We start from the raw sequence: 16,919 nt of genomic DNA, 5'->3' as shown, positions 1-16,919 counted from the left end.
AAAAATATTGTTTTATAAGAGTAGAATAGAGAGAAAATACACTTTTTACAATTATTTCTCCAGAACAAAGGAAATTATAGCAGCAAGACCGATATAATTCATTAGAAGGATTAAGGAGGTCAATAGATTTGAATAAGAAATTATTTTTAACAGCAGCAGCCGTTCCAGTAGCACTCATTGTACCAGCTGTAGCAAATGCAGCAGAAACGGTTTCCATTAGTGGTGAAAATATAGTCAATGGAACATTAACAGTTGAGCAATTACCAAATAATGCAGTGGTCAATGGCTATCAATGGTATTACCTAGAGGACATTACGAGTGAAGATAGTTCAAATTCAGTAACAAATAAGCCGATTTCTGGCGCAACTTCACGATCATTTAAAGTGCCAGTTGAAGCAGCGGGAAAATCAATCTTTGTAGAAGCAACTACAATTGACGGTAAAAAGTTTCAAAGTGAGCCACGTGATATAAAAGCATTAGACTTGGACATCACTATTCCAACTTTGGAGGGTCATTCCTCTTCCAGTTTTGTAGCACCTGGTGAAACAGTGAAAGTAGCTGGCGTTTCTGTTACAGATAAGGGTGGTGCCAAACTACAAAGTGACCAAATTACATATAGTTATCAATGGTTTTATAAGCTTGGCGATAATTCCTTCACAATTATTGAAGGTGCCGCTGGGAGTACATATACAATTCCAAAGGACGCCATTGAAAAAGGCATCAAGGATATTAGCGTCACTGTTAAAGCAAAAGTAGGTCTTTCTTTTGTGGAATCTAAACTTTCAAATACCATTACTGTATCGACCGTACCTACTGATACGTTAACAAATGAAATTAAAGCATTACTAATCCATGATAATAAATACAATGTATCAGATTTTGAATCATTCGAAGCCAAAATAAAGGAATTAGAAAGTAAGTATCAAGCTTTATCGGCACCAGCAAAAGCAAATGTGTCCAATTATGATGTTCTAAAGAGAGCCCTCGCTGATGTGGCACTACTCAATAAATTAGAAGAAAAAGTAGATAAATTACAGGACGTGAATGAAAAGGATCGACCTAAATATATTCAAGAGATGGAAGAGGCCTATAATAAGCTTGATCAGTTACAACGCAGCTTAGATGCGAATGAAGTCCTCTATACGAACATTAAAAATTTATTAAATGAGCCAAATGATCTGGAGGAAATTTCAGAAGTTCGACGATTAAATCAAGCTATTGTTCATTTACTATCCTACGAAAATTCTCTTGCACAATATGTACCTTCAGATAAGGATACCCTAAAAGCGTTAGTGACTAGCATTGAAGAGGATATCGCAAAGTTATCCCCAAATTATCGTGGGGCAATTCAAAATCAAGCTATTTTAACAGAAGCTAAATCAGATATTAAAAAAGTGGAGCAATTTATTAGATCCTTTGATAAATTATCGGCAGACAATACACCGAATAAGCAAGTTACTGTGGCGAAGTCCATTCGATCTGCCTATGAAAAATTGACGTATAAGCAATTAAAATTAGTATCAGACAAGTATGTACAGCTTTTAGCGACAGCGGAAAGTGCTGAAGTGAGTCAAATTGCCGCATTAAATCATGATATAGAGAGCTATATTGGCGATGATATCTATCCAATCAATCCATCAGCTAGCTCATGGCAGAGTCATGTCAATAATGTCAATCGTATGATTAAAGAATATAAGAGCTTAACGAAAACATCGGCAGCTCAAATTGTTGGCTATGACAGTCTTGTTACTTTACAAAAAGATTTAAAAGCAGCTGAAAAAGTGATAAAAGATATGGACGCTTATCAAAAATTATCTCGAACAGCTGGCGTGACAGAAAGTAAACTGAATTCAAGCTATACGAGTGCTCTCAAAGCTTATAATAAGCTTACGACTTTACAACAGTCCCTTGTCTATAATGCCGATGACTTTTTACTGAATACGCCTAAGGTTTCGATTGATGACAATGGTAAAGTGCCTGCTGATAAGGCTGCTGCGGAAGCATTGAAGGCCGAAATAGCTAAATTTGCAGATGTCACTACCTTTACATTCAAACAATTAGAATCCGCAACTGATAAAGCGTCAGAAACGTATAAAAGTCTATCGTCAGGTGCAAGAAAATATGTGACGAATTATTATTTATTAACAGCAGCAAAGAAGGATATTTCAGGTGTGAAATCATTCCATAAAAAAGTCCAGACAGCTAGAGAAGAAACAGATGCTGCTAAACAAGCTAAAAAAATTGAAACAGTGCAAAAAGCGTATGCTAAATTACCTTCGAATCAACAACATTTAGCAAAAGAGCAATATGAGGCTTTATTAAATAATCAAATTATTGATGAAAATGCGCCGAATATTACACAGCTAAATCATGATATTGCAAGCATTTTAGCAAATGATCTTTATACAGTTTCCATTGATAGAATTAAAAATCTATCGACACAGTATAGTAGCCTTAGCTCAAGTGATAAAAAATTAATTACAAATTATGATATTTTAAAAGCAGCATTGGCGGATGTCAAAAAGGTAGAATCCTTTATGAAGACTTATGAGAAATCGTTTAATAATAATCCAAGTACAGTCATCAAGGCATTTGAAAAGCTGACGTCTAAACAAGTGAGCCTGATTGATGCTGCGACTAGACAGTTGATTATTGATAAGCAGAAAGGGCAACAGCAAACAAATGAAAGTGCTTTGCTGTTAATTGAGTCTATCAATTCTCTAGTTGTAAAAGGTGAATATATAGCTGGGTTAGAGGAAAAAGTGAAAGAAATTCGTGCGATTTATGATCAATTAAGTGCTACTGATCAGAAGATCGTAAAAAATTATTCGAAGCTGACACAGGCGGAAGGGGATTTGAAAAAGGTAGCAGACGTTCATGCTCTATACGTTCCAGTGGATGGAGATGAGAAGGCTCGCAAAGCATGGCAAACTGCCTATGGTAAGCTTTCAAAGAAATTAGAGTTACTTTATAACAACATGTATCCAACTGAACAATAATAATTACTACAAGAAGCCCCGATGGATTTTCGGGGCTTTCTTTATAGATAAAATCATTATTATTTGTCTAGTAATTTCATTGTTCGCTATACTATGTACAACAGAGAAAGAAATTTTTTACATAAACAATTATAGCTTTACAAAGAAGGTAGGAACAAAAGATGTATAAAATAGGTGTTGTTGGTCCCGCTAAATCGGTTGAGAGAATTATTGCGTTAGCACGGGAAATTGAACAGGATATGGAGTTTATTCCGTATATTTATGAAGTGGCGACGGAAACAAAGCATCTTGTCGAGACCTATAATCAGGATGTGGATTTCTGGCTATTTTCTGGCTACATCCCCTATAAGCTTGCCAGTCAAACGAATGTTTCCAAGGATAAATTGACTCATATTATTTTTTCCGAAGCAGCTATTTATCGGGGCTTTTTAGAGCAGTCCTATCAACAAAAAAAGTTTATTGAAAATGTCAGTATCGACATCATCCCATCGCCTTCCCAAATGGCGTCAGAGAGTCTTGCGGAAATTCAGCATAATGTCCATCACATGTATTTAAAGGAATTTGATGTGGCTGTTAATCCACAAGAACTATTTGATTTCCACTATGATCTCTGGCAGGCGGGCAAAATCGATTTTGCGATTACTTGCTATCCTTCTGTTGATGAAGAGCTGAAAAAAAGAGGTGTGCCGTCTTATTGGGTTTCACCGACCAAAACGGAAATTTACCATACCGTTCAGCTTTTTACAGAAAAAATCAAAACGTCCTATTATAAAGAGACCCAAATTGGTGCAGTTATGCTGGAAATAAAGGACTTCGATTCATTAAAAGAAAGAATGAAGCAAGGGTACCGTATACAGTATTTAGAATTGCGCATAAAGGAAAACCTGCTTCAGCTCTGTGAACAAATTGATGGCTCACTGATTGAAGAAGGGAATGGAAAGTATACTATTTTTAGTACAAGGGGAGCCATTGAAGGACAAATCCAATTTTTACAGGAAAAAATGTACCAGCTGTCCATTGAAATGGAAGCGAAGGTAACGGCAGGCATTGGTTTTGCTCAAACGGTGTTCAATGCTGAATTACATGCTCATCGAGGATTAAGACAGACGAAGGAAAATGAAGCGGTAGATATTGTTATGATTCAGGATGATGGAACAATTATTGAATCCGTAGGGAATGTAGAAGAGCTTACGTATTCCTATCGAGCAGAAGACCCTTTTATTTTAGAAAAACTAAAAAAAGGTAATATTAGTGTAAAAACGTACATGAAAATTTATGCGCTTGTGCAGAAAATGCACTGGAAGCATTTTACGACAAAGGATTTAGCGACACAGCTTCAGATGAGTGAAAGAAATGCCCAACGAATCGTGGCAGATTTATGTGGAGTGGATTTAGCGAGAATTTGTGGAGAAGAATTACAGCATACTCGTGGTAGGCCGATAAAAATGTATCAGCTTGTTTAAAAATAATGAAGATGTCCCAAGCCAAAAATGGTTTGGGGCTTTTTTTGTCCTTTAAAAACTGATTTATCAAGGAATTGTGAACCTTTTAAAGAGATGAATGTTCGTTTACAAAGACGATTATCTATTAGAAATTTTCAAAAAAATATTGTTTTTTCATAGAAGTTTGATTATTATACGAATATATAACGAAAATGTCGGTATATAAAAGGGGTTTTATTTTACTAGATATTACAAGGGGGCAAAGATCATTAAGGAAAAAAAGCAGTGAAGCAGAGACTGCAATGTTAGAGAATGTTTTGAGATATGGGAGGGATATGAATGTTAACAAATGAAGTAACTAAAAAATCTAGAAATGTTATCCTTGCGCTATTATTTTTGGGCTGGTCTTTAGGAAACTTAGACCGTTACATTATGAACTATGCAGTTGTTTCAATTACAGGTGATTTGCAATTAGATGCATCCTCTACGGGTATTATTTTAAGCGCTTTCTTTTTAGGCTATGCCATTATGCAAATACCAGGTGGCTGGCTTGCTGATAAATTTGGCGCAAAACGAATCTTACTGTTGGCTGTTATTATGTGGTCTATTTTCACCGGTCTAACAGCAATTGCTTGGTCATTAACGGCTATGATTGTGATTCGCTTTTTATTTGGCATTGGAGAGGGTGGATTTCAGCCAGCGAGCTCTAAGATTATTGCGACGATTTTCCCGAAAGAAGAAAGAGGAAGAGCCATGTCCATCATGCTTACTTCTGGAGGGATTGTATCATTAATTGTGCCGCTGCTAGCTGCTTATTTATTAGGAACGATTGGTTGGCGCATGATGTTTATTATTATCGGGTCGATTGGAGCGATTATTGCCTTATTATACTGGAAGTATATTCAGCTTCCGAAGGCTGAAATAGTAGAAGAAGCTGGGACAAATCATCCTACTACAAAGGTAAATTTTAAAGAATTATTGAAAACACCACTTATGTGGAATTTGATCATTGCATATTTTTGTATTTATGCAGTGAACTGGGGATTAGTTTCTTGGATTCCTACGTATCTTCAGAAAAATCGTGGATTGGATTTAATGTCCATTGGCTGGGCACAAACAATTCCTGCTATTACAACGATTATCGGTGTGTATGGCAGCGGATTTATTATTGATAAGCTACCAAGAGGAATGGAGAAGGTACTAGGGTCCATATCCTGTGCTGTCATCGGCATATTATTGTATTTAATGTTTACGGCCAAAACAGTGACGTTATTTATTGGTTATCAAACAGTTGTTTCGATCTTTATAGCGTTCGTCATTACGTTATTACCTGTTATCGTACTGAAGAAATTACCTTCTTCAATTACAGGTTCGGCAATGGGTATCGCCAATACAGGTGGACAGTTAGCAGGTTTTGTTACACCTATGGCAATTGGCTTTATGGTAGATGCTTTTAATGGTTCGTTTGATGCGGCATTTTGGATGTTGATTGGCTTTGCGCTCATCTGTATTGTGTCCATTGTCACGCTTAATGACCAAAAAGGGACTTTATTGAAAGCATAAAAAATTGGAGGGACTTTAATGAGTTTTCACGAAAAAATTTCGACATTAATTGAAGCAAAACAAGAAGCTAGTGTGGCATTAAGTGATGCTATATGGGCTGTACCAGAGCTTCATTTTCAAGAAAAAAAATCAATGCACTATATGAAAGAGGCGCTAGAAAAAGAGGGTTTTCAAACCGAAGTGGGTGTTGCTGGACTTAGTACAGCTCTGATAGGGACGTTTGGTTCTGGAAAGCCTGTCATTGCCTTTTTAGGGGAATATGACGCACTTCCTGGTTTGAGTCAAAAAGGTGGCGCTACACAACATGAACCTATTGAAAATGGAGGTAGCGGTCATGGCTGTGGGCATAATTTATTAGGAACTGGAGCCTTTGCAGCTGCTGTGGCAGTGAAAGATTATCTTGAGCAGCATAATCAATCAGCAACCATTCGATTTTACGGCTGTCCTGCCGAGGAAAATGGTTCAGGTAAAGCGTATATGGCAAAATCTGGACTTTTTGATGATGTTGATATTGCGATTTCTTGGCATCCAGGTACATTTTCTACTGTAATGACTTGTAGCTCTCTAGCAAACTATGCCGCTACTTTTAAGTTTACTGGAAAAAGTGCACATGCAGCAGCCGCACCACATCTTGGACGAAGTGCTTTAGATGCTGTTGAGCTGATGAATGTTGGGGTAAACTACTTACGAGAACATATCATTCCAGAAGCTCGTGTGCATTACGCCATCACAAACTCTGGTGGAACTTCACCGAATGTAGTACAACCCTATGCAGAGGTAACCTATCTCGTTAGAGCCCCTAAAAAACAACAAGTACAAGAGATTTATCAGCGCGTTGAAAATATTGCAAAAGGTGCAACGCTTATGACAGGTACGTCGCTTGACATTGATTTTGAGGGTGCTGCTTCAAATCTCATTACAAATAAAACACTTTATGATGTAATGTATCAACAAATACTTGAAATTGGCATGCCAGACTATACAATAGAGGATGAGCAGTACGCACAGGCAATTTTTAATACATTTACACCTGAAGTACAAGCTTCTTCGTTAGTAGGTTTGCGTAAAGAAGATGTTAAGCGTTTACAAGGAAAAGTCATTGCGGATCACGTCCCAGCCATGCTCCCTGAATTTATTATGGGGGGCTCAACAGATGTTGGAGATGTCAGCTGGAAAGTACCAACCGTACAATGTACAACCGTATGTATGGCATTAGGTACACCGTTGCATACATGGCAGGTTGTTTCACAGGGGGTTATGCCAATTGCGCATAAAGGTATGCTACAAGCGGCTAAAATCATGGCTTGTACAGCTATCGCATTACTTGATAATCCAGCATTAATTGAAGAAGCAAAAAAAGAATGGCAAGAACGTCTTGATGGAGAGACATATATATCTTTAATTCCGGAGGGAACACAGCCTCCAAAGCTATAAAAGGATAGCGATCTAGATAGAGTCTTCATAGGAGAACTATGAAGGCTCTGTTTTTGCCTCATTTTGAAAGGAGAACACATCAATGTCAACACAAGCTAATCATCATGATCATGATCATGATCAACTAGTGGCACAATGGGTGACACAATTTCGTCCTGCTGCCAAAGAGGGACAATGTGCAAGTTATATTCCAGCCTTAGCCAAAAAAGAACCGAATCAATTAGGTATTGCGATTATTGGAAATGATGGCCGCGAAATCAAAGCAGGAGATACAGCAGAATTATTTACGCTTCAAAGTGTCTCCAAAGTTATTACATTTATTTTAGCCTGTATGGATCGAGGAGTACCTTATGTGTTAGAAAGAGTAGATGTGGAACCGACAGGAGATACCTTTAACTCGATTATTCGCTTGGAAAGCCATCAGCCAGGAAAACCTTTTAATCCAATGATTAATGCAGGGGCTATTACAGTGTCCTCTTTGCTCGCGGGGAGTTCGCCACAAGAGAAGGTCACAAAGATTCTAGCATTTTTAGAACAAATCATCGGCAAGCAATTAAGTATTAATGAAGAGGTATTTCAATCGGAATGGCAAACAGCTAATCGAAATCGAGCATTAGCCTATTATTTAATGGACTCTGGTTTCCTTGATTGTCCAGTAGAGGCGGCACTTGAGGTCTACCTGAAGCAATGTGCGATTGAGGTTAATGTCTCAGATTTAGCCATGATTGGTTTAGTCATCGCCAACGACGGCTATCATCCACTTTTAAAGAAACAGCTTTTTCCTAAACAAGTGGCAAAATTAGCGAAGGCCTTGATGGTGACATGTGGTATGTACAATGCTTCAGGAAAATTTGCAGCATTTATTGGCCTACCTGCTAAAAGTGGTGTGTCAGGTGCAATCCTAACAGCCGTTCCAGGACATGCTGGCTTGCATTCACCGTTCCCCGCTGGCTGTGGTATAGGTATTTATGGACCAGCTATCGATTCAATCGGCAATAGTGTCGCTGGTGTACAATTACTCAAGCATTTAGCGACGGAATGGGACATGACAATTTTTTAACAAGTGGAAGATGGCTTCAGGGTAGTCTGAAGCCATCTTCTTTTTATTTTTTTCTTTTGATTTTATAAATAATCAATAGCGCGATAAACCAAATTGGTGTTAACAGCAGTGCTGTACGCGTAGCCTCAGAAATCAACATGACAATAAGTAAAAATGCGAAAAATGCAAGAATGACATAGTTGATAAATGGTGTTAGTGGTGCTTTAAAGTTTGATGCTTCATGTAAAGCACGATTTTTTCGTTTATAGATGATGTGAGAAATAACAATAATGCTCCATACCCATATAAAACAAATTGCACTAATCGTCGTCACAATACTAAAGGCATTCTCTGGCATCAGCTTACTTAGCAATGCACCTACTGATACAACAACAGCAGACACAACGAGTGCGTTACTTGGAACACTGTTTTTGTTCAGTTTTGCAAACGCAGGAGAAGCTTGTTTATTGTTACCAAGATTAAAGAGCATTCGACTTGTAGAGAATAAACCACTATTACCAGCTGAAGCGGCAGAAGTGAGTACAACAAAATTTATAATACCAGCAGCAATTGGAATTCCTGCTAATGTAAATACTTGGACAAAAGGACTGTTTTCGGCAGACATTTCATACCATGGATTGATACATAAAATAACAAATAATGCTCCTACATAAAAGAGTAAAATACGGAATGGAATTTTATTAATGGCAGACGGAATATTTTTTTGAGGATCTGCTGTCTCAGCAGCTGAAACCCCGACTAATTCTACACCAACGAATGCAAAAACAACCATTTGAAAGGCCATTAAAAAGCCATATAACCCATTTGGGAACACCCCACCATGTGCCCAAAGGTTTTCCACAGAAACTGGCCCAGAGCTAGTATGAAAGCCTGTCACTAACATAATAAGTCCGATAATGATAAGAGCTACAATAGTAATGACTTTAATGATGGCAAACCAAAATTCTAGCTCCCCAAAAAGCTTAACTGTTAATAAATTCAGTAGTAATAATAATACTAAGCAACCAATGGCTGGCACCCACTGTGGGATATCAAACCAATATTGTGTATAAACCCCTACAGCAATAATATCTGCCATGGCCGTCATAATCCAACAGAACCAGTATGTCCAGCCTGTTACATAGCCAGCCCAGGGTCCTATGTATTCAGATGCAAAATCCGTAAATGATGTGTAGCCCGCGTTAGATAGTAACAGTTCGCCTAATGCGCGCATGACAAAAAATAGTGCGGTACCGACAATTAAATAGGCTAAAATGATGGAAGGTCCTGCAAGGGCAATGGCTTTCCCTGAGCCTAAAAATAAACCAGTGCCAATCGTTCCACCAATGGCAATAAGCTGCACATGGCGATTTTTTAAATCACGTTTTAATTGTTGCTGTTCCACGTTAATCCCCCTCAAAGATGCGTAAAAACTATGACTGGAAAAATAAAAAAGAGACTAGTTGTGACACTAGTCTCGGAAAAACGTCAGAATAACAAATACCATTTATTCGCAAATATTTCATGAAATCTTTTAACATTCATGTGGCTTCGCTTATAAAAGCTGCTATTACTCCTCTGTCCTTTTGCCTGAGATAGTGAACCCTTCGGCGACGCATTGTGCGCTCTCTCCAGAACTGCTCCTGCTATAGTTTGATCCATAGCATTCATAGCTTATTAACTTTCTAATCAATTGTTATTGTAAGATATTATACATCCTATCAGTGCACGTAAAATAATTCAACAATAAATTTTAACTATTTTCAGAAAAATAGAAGAATGGGTTACTAAATGGGAAATCTCTGACGAAAAATAGGAATTCTAGACATAGAAGATTTAGTAAGGAGAATTGCTAAAAAAGGGGAGACACTTTTAGTGGAAGCTTGCATAGGGAGAGAAGCAAGCAGGCAAAACGGTATAGTTCGCTCCAAAGAGTGGTGAGGTCACCCCTTCTGTTGGGAAGGCACTTGAAAGTGGGGGAGCTCCGCTCTGAAGGAAGGCAATGTACTCAATATTGTCGAGAAACTACTCAAAGCCGGGGGAAGTGATCAATCTGGAGAGTGAACCGCTCAAAGGAAGAGTGAATCCGCTCCAAAAGAGTTGCAAAGTGATCATTATGTGTGAAGAACCGCTCCAAACTGCTGTCGAAGCGATCATTCTGGAGGGAGAGCCGCTCCAAAAGGGTAGCGAAGTGATCATTGTGTGTGAAGAACCGCTCATAGGAAGAGTGAACCCGCTCCAAAAGTAGCGAAAAGCGCTCAATATGATGTGAGAACCGCTCCAAAAGAGTTGCAAAGTGATCAATCTGGAGGAAGAGCCGCTCCAAATTGATGTCAAAGTGAACATTCTTCAGGGAGAGCCGCTCAAAGTTTCGGAGAAGTGATCAATCTGTAGGGAGGACTGCTCACAAGAAGAGTGAACCCGCTCCAAAAGTAGCGAAAAGCGCTCAATATGATGCGAGAACCGCTCCGAAAGGGTAGCAAAGTGATCATTCTGGAGGGAGAGCCGCTCAAAGTTTCGGAGAAGTGATCAATCTGTAGGGTGAACCGCTCATAGGAAGAGTGAACCCGCTCCAAAAGTAGCGAAAAGCGCTCAATATGATGTGAGAACCGCTCCAAAAGAGTTGCAAAGTGATCATTCTGCGGACAGAACCGCTCCAAATTGATGTCGAAGTGATCATTCTGAAGGAAGAACCGCTCAAAATTGGTTTCAAAGTGATCATTCTGCAGTGAAAGCCGTTCAAAGTCTCGGTGAAATGATCAATCTGTAGGGTGAACCGCTCATAGGAAGAGTGAACCCGCTCCAAAAGTAGCGAAAAGCGCTCAATATGATGCGAGAACCGCTCCAAAAGAGTTGCAAAGTGATCATTCTTCAGGGAGAGCCGCTCAAAGTTTCGGAGAAGTGATCAATCTGTAGAAAGAGGCGCTCCAAATTGATGTCAAAGTGATCATTCATCATGCAGAGCCGCTCAACTAAGATTGCAAAGTATCAGTCTCTAGTAAGGACCAATTTACAGTGTGGTATCATTAGTGAAAATGGGCTATAGGTTACCCCTTTTTGTTGGATTTTTTTCTGGTCCAAATGCAGGATTAAAGACTGGTTGAACGAGAGCTAGTATTTAATGATTTGCAATAGATATAATATAGTAGAAACTCTGAATTTTTTAAAAAAGAAGTCGTCTCATAGTTCTTTGAGACGACTTTTTTTCATGAGAGTATTAATATTTTTTTGCTTTTATTTTACCAGTCCAAGTTTTAAAACCGCCTTGAAGTTGGTAAATTTGGTTGTACCCACGTTTTTTAAGAAATAATGCAGCACGTGAGCTACGGCCTGTATTTTGACAGTATAGATATACTGGTAAATCTGGGCGGATTTCTTTATAACGTTGACGAAGTGTTGTAGAAGGAACATTACGTGCACCAAGAATGTGACCTGCATCAAATTCTTTTTGTTCACGGACATCGATTAGCTGTGCTTTACGATAGCCTTCTATGAATTGCTCTTGTGTTAAGTTGGTTACGGCTTTTTTTAGTCGTAGTGCATTAATACCAATATATGCAATGATAACTACTAAAACGACACCGATTGTGATAAGTATGTCCAAGATTTTCTTACCCCTTTCTATCTTCTCTATTATTATAAAAGATGCGCTAGCGATAGTCCAATGAGTTTGATAAAATTAACTAGGTTGTGGCAAATTCGTCTATTTTGTTACAAAAGCATATCGAGCAACCTAGAGTAATTTTTGTTAAGGTTGAACCACAGGTGGGGCCTGAGGGATCATTTTATATTTGTAGGAGATGAACATATGACAACTTGGTATTTTTTAAATTCAGGGAAATGTAGTCCTTCTTTTAATATGGCGCTAGATGAAGCATTACTTGATTGGCATAGTGAGGGGTTAATTCCACCAGTGATCCGTTTTTATGAGTGGGAACCTGCGACACTATCAATTGGTTATTTTCAACAAGCCAAAAGAGACATTAATTTAGATGCTGTTCGAGAACAAGGCTTAGGTTTTGTCCGTCGACCAACTGGTGGACGAGCTGTCCTGCATGAACATGAGCTAACATATAGCGTCATTGTTACTGAAAGTTATCCGGATATGCCAGAGTCTGTGACAGAAGCATACCGTGTATTAAGTGAGGGAATATTGCAAGGTTTCCACAACCTAGGAATGGATGCCTATTTTAGTGTTCCTGATACAGAGGAGAAAAGAGCTGACTTAAAGAGTCCGAAAAGTGCTGTTTGCTTTGATGCGCCAAGCTGGTATGAACTTGTCGTTGAAGGGAAAAAAATAGCGGGAAGTGCCCAAACACGTCAAAAAGGTGTTATTTTACAGCATGGCGCCATTTTATTAGATTTAGATCAAGAGAAATTATTATCGGTATTTAATTTCTCAAGCGAGGAAGCAAAGGATCGTATGCGTAGAAAGCTGCCAGAAAAGGCAGTCGCGATTAATAGTCTTGTCAAAGAGCCAGTGACAATTGAGCAATGTGTGACAGCTTTTCGAGATGGCTTTGCAAAATCGTTGCAAATTGATTTAAAACCATTTACACTTTCAGAGGAGCAATTAGAATATGTCCGTGCATTAGAAGAAAAAAAATATGCATGTGATGAGTGGAACTTTAAAAAGTAAAAAATGGTATGGAAAAAATATTTTTTTACGTTCAATCCTAGTTATAACAAGTAGTTCTGAATCTATTTAAAAAAGCAAGAGTTGAATTAAAAAACTATATATAGTATCTTTTTTTAAGACATATACACAATATGTAGTGTTTAATAACACATGATATTGTGTATTTATTTTGTAATGAAGAAAACAAGGGAGGCAAAATGATGGTACTCACAAATCATCAACCCGATGTAAACAAACAATTTGAGCAATTAAACAAAGATATTGAACAATTTTCACAGGTTCACCCAGTAACACCTGACATGCATATCACACATAAAGGTGTATCAAGACTTGTCATGATCGATCGCTACTCGTTTAAAGACACGGAAAAGAAAACACTAAAAGCTGGTGATTTTGTTGTTTTAACGGTAAAAGCTGATCCAAAATTCCCTGCACGAGGTTTAGGGACAATTCAAAAGCTGGACATGTCTACAAAAACAGCAGATATTTTGATTGAGGAAGATTATCGTAGCGCATTAGACGATCCGCAAGAGCAGGAAACGGGTGTGATTACACGTTCAATTGACGTGCTAGAAAAGCCTCTTGAAATATTTTATGAACAAATCGCAAAACGAAATGCAACGGGCCTTGCCGCTGTTGAAAAAACACCAGAAAAACGTCAAGAATGGTTTGAAAAATTTTATGAGCAATTAGTATCCTTGAAATTCATTCCAGCTGGACGAGTGATTTATGGAGCTGGATCTGAAACTGATGTAACCTTCTTTAACTGTTACGTTATGCCATTTGTCGCTGACTCTCGTGAAGGTATCAGTGATCACCGTAAGCAAGTTATGGAGATTATGAGCCGCGGTGGTGGTGTTGGAACAAATGGTTCAACATTACGCCCACGTAACACGCTAGCACGTGGTGTAAACGGTAAATCATCTGGCTCAGTTTCTTGGTTAGATGATATTGCTAAATTGACACATCTTGTAGAGCAAGGTGGATCACGTCGTGGAGCACAAATGATTATGCTAGCAGATTGGCATCCAGATATTGTGGAATTTATTATTTCGAAAATGCAAAATCCACGTATTCTGCGTTATTTAATTGAAAATACGACAGATGAATCAATCATTCGTCTAGCAAAAGAAAAATTAAACTTTAAACCTCTTTCTATGCAGGAAGAAGCAATGTATCAAGGCATCGTGAACTACAAAAATATAGAAGGCTTAGGCGGATTCGATACAGCGATTATTCGTGAAGCTGAAAATAAGTTACGTGATGGTGGTACTTATACAGTTCATAACCCTGAGTTTTTAACAGGTGCGAACATTTCCGTAACATTAACAAAAGAATTTATGGAAGCCGTTGAAAATGATGCTGACTTTGAGCTTCGCTTCCCAGCTGTAGAGGAATATACAAAAGAAGAAATGAACATTTACAACACGGAATGGCATAAAGTTGGCGATGTTCGTGAATGGGAGAAAATGGGCTATAAAGTCCGCACATACCGTACAATTAAAGCAAAAGAATTATGGAATTTAATTAATGTTTGTGCAACTTACTCTGCAGAGCCAGGTATTTTCTTCATCGACAATGCAAATGACATGACAAATGCCAAAGCATATGGACAAAGTGTTGTAGCGACAAACCCATGTGGCGAACAACCACTTGCACCATATTCTGTGTGTAACTTAGCTGCTGTGAATTTAGCACAGTTTGCAAATAAAGAAAATCAATCAGTTGATTACGAAGCACTACGTGAAACAGTACGTGTAGGCGTTCGTATGCAGGATAATGTAATTGATGCAACACCTTACTTCTTAGAAGAAAACCGTGTACAAGCACTAGGCGAGCGTCGTGTAGGTTTAGGGGTAATGGGCTTAGCGGATTTACTTATTTATTGCGAGAAGGAATACGGTTCAGAAGCAGGTAATGCTTTAGTCGATGAAATCTTTAAAACCATTGCTGAAACAGCATATGAGGCGTCTACAGAGCTTGCTAAAGAACGTGGTAGCTTCCCATTCTTAGTAGGTGCTACTGACGAAGAAACAGCTCGTTTACGTAAAGCCTTTACAGAGACAGGCTATATGCAAAAAATGCCTGCTCACATCAAAGAGCAAATTTTAGCAACGGGTATTCGAAACTCACATTTATTAACTGTTGCGCCGACTGGTTCAACGGGAACAATGGTAGGTGTGGCAACAGGTCTTGAGCCTTACTTCTCCTTCACGTACTACCGTTCTGGTCGTCTAGGTAAATTCATTGAAGTGAAAGCTGAAATTGTCCAAGAATATTTAGAGCGTCATCCAGAAGTAAATGAGCAAGAGCTTCCAGAATGGTTCGTTACAGCAATGGAGCTAAAACCAGAAGCACATGCTGATGTTCAATGTATTATTCAAAAATGGATTGATTCATCTATTTCTAAAACTGTAAACGCACCAAAAGGCTATACAGTACAGCAAGTTGAAAAAGTGTACGAGCGACTATATAAAGGTGGCGCTAAAGGTGGTACGGTCTATGTTGATGGTAGCCGTGATTCACAAGTACTTACACTAAAAGCTGAAGAAAATGATATGGATCAACTTTCATTTGAAGAGGAATTAGTAGAAGAACATACAAAACGTCCGGTCGTATTAGTAGATACGATTCAAGCGTTAGAGTCAACAACTGTAATTGGCTCTGACGTAGGGAATACATGCCCTGTATGCCGTAAAGGCACAGTCGAAGAAATGGGCGGCTGTAATACATGCACAAACTGTGGTGCACAGTTAAAATGCGGTCTGTAAATTAGATATAAAATCAGTTGTACGTTTTTCCCCCTTTAGATAAGATAATCTAAAGGGGTATTTTTTGTTTCAAATGGAAATATTTTGTTTATCTATTTAGGATACGAAGTTTTGAATACAGAAAAGGTGATTGAGGGGGTATGTAAATAGATGGATGTTACACAAATTGTTGGAAAAATTAATGAACTTTTCAATGTGAAAAATAAGGAAATCTATGCTAGTGAATCTGGGATTACATACAAGGCAGATAAAAAAGTAAAAAAAATAGGATACTGTGTAAACCTAACCCTTGAAACAATAGAGGAAGCAAGAATTCAAGGAGTTGATATGATGTTGACACATCATGATGCTTGGGAGGAACTATATGGATTGAAAGACGCATGCATAGAAAAACTAGCGGAGTATAGTATAAGTCACTACTATAATCACTTACCGCTCGATGACTGTCATTTTGGAACAAATGATAGTTTATTAAAAAAATTGAACTTAGAAAATATGAAAAGAACCCACGAATGGGAAGGATTATATTTTGGTAGAATCGCTGAATACGATAAAGAAATTGAATTTCATGAATTCGTATCAAAAATTGAAAACTTACTTGAAGAACCTGTTAGATTTTGGCGGTTCAATGACAAAAAGGTGAAACGAGTGGGCTTAGTCTGTGGTAATGGAGCATCAACAGCTTGTCTTAAGGAATCCGTTGAACATAAATGTGATACATACATTACAGGAGAATGTAATTTGTATACGATTCAATATGCTCAGTTTAAAGGAATAAATCTTATTATTGGGAGTCATACTTTCACAGAATTATTTGGAATTGAAAGTTTAGCATTGAAATTGAAGGACAATTATAATGATCTTGAAATAGTGAGACTTAACGAAGTCCATTATGAAGCGAATATAAATTAAGACATGATTAGGAAAGAGGGAAGGAATTGCGAAGTTAGCACCCGTCAGTGGTTGAAATAAAGTAAGTGTTTTTCTATCTTGGGGTACTTTTATAATGAAAAAAGTTCATCTGCGTTTAAA

General features: G+C 38.1%; 11 protein-coding genes and 1 riboswitch. Of the genes, 9 read left to right on the top strand and 2 right to left on the bottom strand.

Going from position 1 to position 16,919, the window contains the following annotated elements:
* Positions 1 to 128 precede the first annotated feature (128 nt).
* The 5 genes from MKY49_RS14425 to MKY49_RS14405 all read left to right on the top strand — a co-directional run bounded on the left by MKY49_RS14425 (position 129) and on the right by MKY49_RS14405 (position 8,498).
* Entirely contained in the window at positions 129 to 2,999 is a 2,871-nt protein-coding gene (locus tag MKY49_RS14425) for a hypothetical protein (protein ID WP_341386558.1), read from the top strand.
* A 161-nt stretch (positions 3,000 to 3,160) separates the two neighbouring features.
* Complete coding sequence (locus MKY49_RS14420; protein ID WP_274793662.1) at positions 3,161 to 4,462, top strand: hypothetical protein; 1,302 nt, start codon at positions 3,161 to 3,163, stop codon at positions 4,460 to 4,462.
* A 318-nt stretch (positions 4,463 to 4,780) separates the two neighbouring features.
* The gene (locus tag MKY49_RS14415) at positions 4,781 to 6,004 is read left to right on the top strand and encodes an MFS transporter (protein ID WP_312507518.1); all 1,224 of its coding nucleotides are present in this window, start codon (positions 4,781 to 4,783) and stop codon (positions 6,002 to 6,004) included.
* Between the two features lie 18 nt (positions 6,005 to 6,022).
* Complete coding sequence (locus tag MKY49_RS14410; RefSeq protein WP_322605619.1) at positions 6,023 to 7,438, top strand: M20 family metallopeptidase; 1,416 nt, start codon at positions 6,023 to 6,025, stop codon at positions 7,436 to 7,438.
* Between the two features lie 82 nt (positions 7,439 to 7,520).
* Positions 7,521 to 8,498, top strand: a complete 978-nt coding sequence (locus MKY49_RS14405) for a glutaminase (RefSeq protein WP_341386557.1) — start codon at positions 7,521 to 7,523, stop codon at positions 8,496 to 8,498.
* Between the two features lie 43 nt (positions 8,499 to 8,541).
* Here MKY49_RS14405 and MKY49_RS14400 read toward each other — a convergent pair whose 3' ends face one another.
* Entirely contained in the window at positions 8,542 to 9,882 is a 1,341-nt protein-coding gene (locus MKY49_RS14400) for an amino acid permease (protein ID WP_313470705.1), read from the bottom strand.
* Positions 9,883 to 10,045: 163 nt separating this feature from the next.
* Positions 10,046 to 10,122, bottom strand: a riboswitch (glycine riboswitch).
* Between the two features lie 357 nt (positions 10,123 to 10,479).
* Between MKY49_RS14400 and MKY49_RS14395 the strand changes: the two genes are divergently transcribed.
* Positions 10,480 to 10,725 (top strand): hypothetical protein, encoded by a 246-nt coding sequence (locus MKY49_RS14395; protein ID WP_313470706.1) that lies wholly within the window; start codon positions 10,480 to 10,482, stop codon positions 10,723 to 10,725.
* A 969-nt stretch (positions 10,726 to 11,694) separates the two neighbouring features.
* Here the strand turns inward: MKY49_RS14395 and MKY49_RS14390 are convergent.
* A complete protein-coding gene (locus tag MKY49_RS14390) occupies positions 11,695 to 12,081 on the bottom strand; it encodes a rhodanese-like domain-containing protein (RefSeq protein ID WP_036122960.1) in 387 nt (128 codons plus the stop codon).
* 204 nt (positions 12,082 to 12,285) lie between these two features.
* Here MKY49_RS14390 and MKY49_RS14385 point away from each other — a divergent pair, with 204 nt between their 5' ends.
* The 3 genes from MKY49_RS14385 to MKY49_RS14375 all read left to right on the top strand — a co-directional run bounded on the left by MKY49_RS14385 (position 12,286) and on the right by MKY49_RS14375 (position 16,799).
* Positions 12,286 to 13,116 carry a lipoate--protein ligase family protein gene (locus MKY49_RS14385; RefSeq protein ID WP_341386556.1) on the top strand — a complete coding sequence of 277 codons (831 nt, stop codon included), beginning with the start codon at positions 12,286 to 12,288 and terminating at the stop codon, positions 13,114 to 13,116.
* A 200-nt stretch (positions 13,117 to 13,316) separates the two neighbouring features.
* Positions 13,317 to 15,887 (top strand): vitamin B12-dependent ribonucleotide reductase, encoded by a 2,571-nt coding sequence (locus MKY49_RS14380; RefSeq protein WP_445928406.1) that lies wholly within the window; start codon positions 13,317 to 13,319, stop codon positions 15,885 to 15,887.
* Between the two features lie 150 nt (positions 15,888 to 16,037).
* Positions 16,038 to 16,799 (top strand): Nif3-like dinuclear metal center hexameric protein, encoded by a 762-nt coding sequence (locus tag MKY49_RS14375; RefSeq protein ID WP_341386554.1) that lies wholly within the window; start codon positions 16,038 to 16,040, stop codon positions 16,797 to 16,799.
* Positions 16,800 to 16,919: the final 120 nt, after the last annotated feature.

This window comes from Lysinibacillus sp. FSL M8-0134, from assembly GCF_038069745.1.
Lineage (GTDB): Bacteria > Bacillota > Bacilli > Bacillales_A > Planococcaceae > Lysinibacillus > Lysinibacillus irui.
This window is presented reverse-complemented; position numbering and strand designations above follow the sequence as displayed.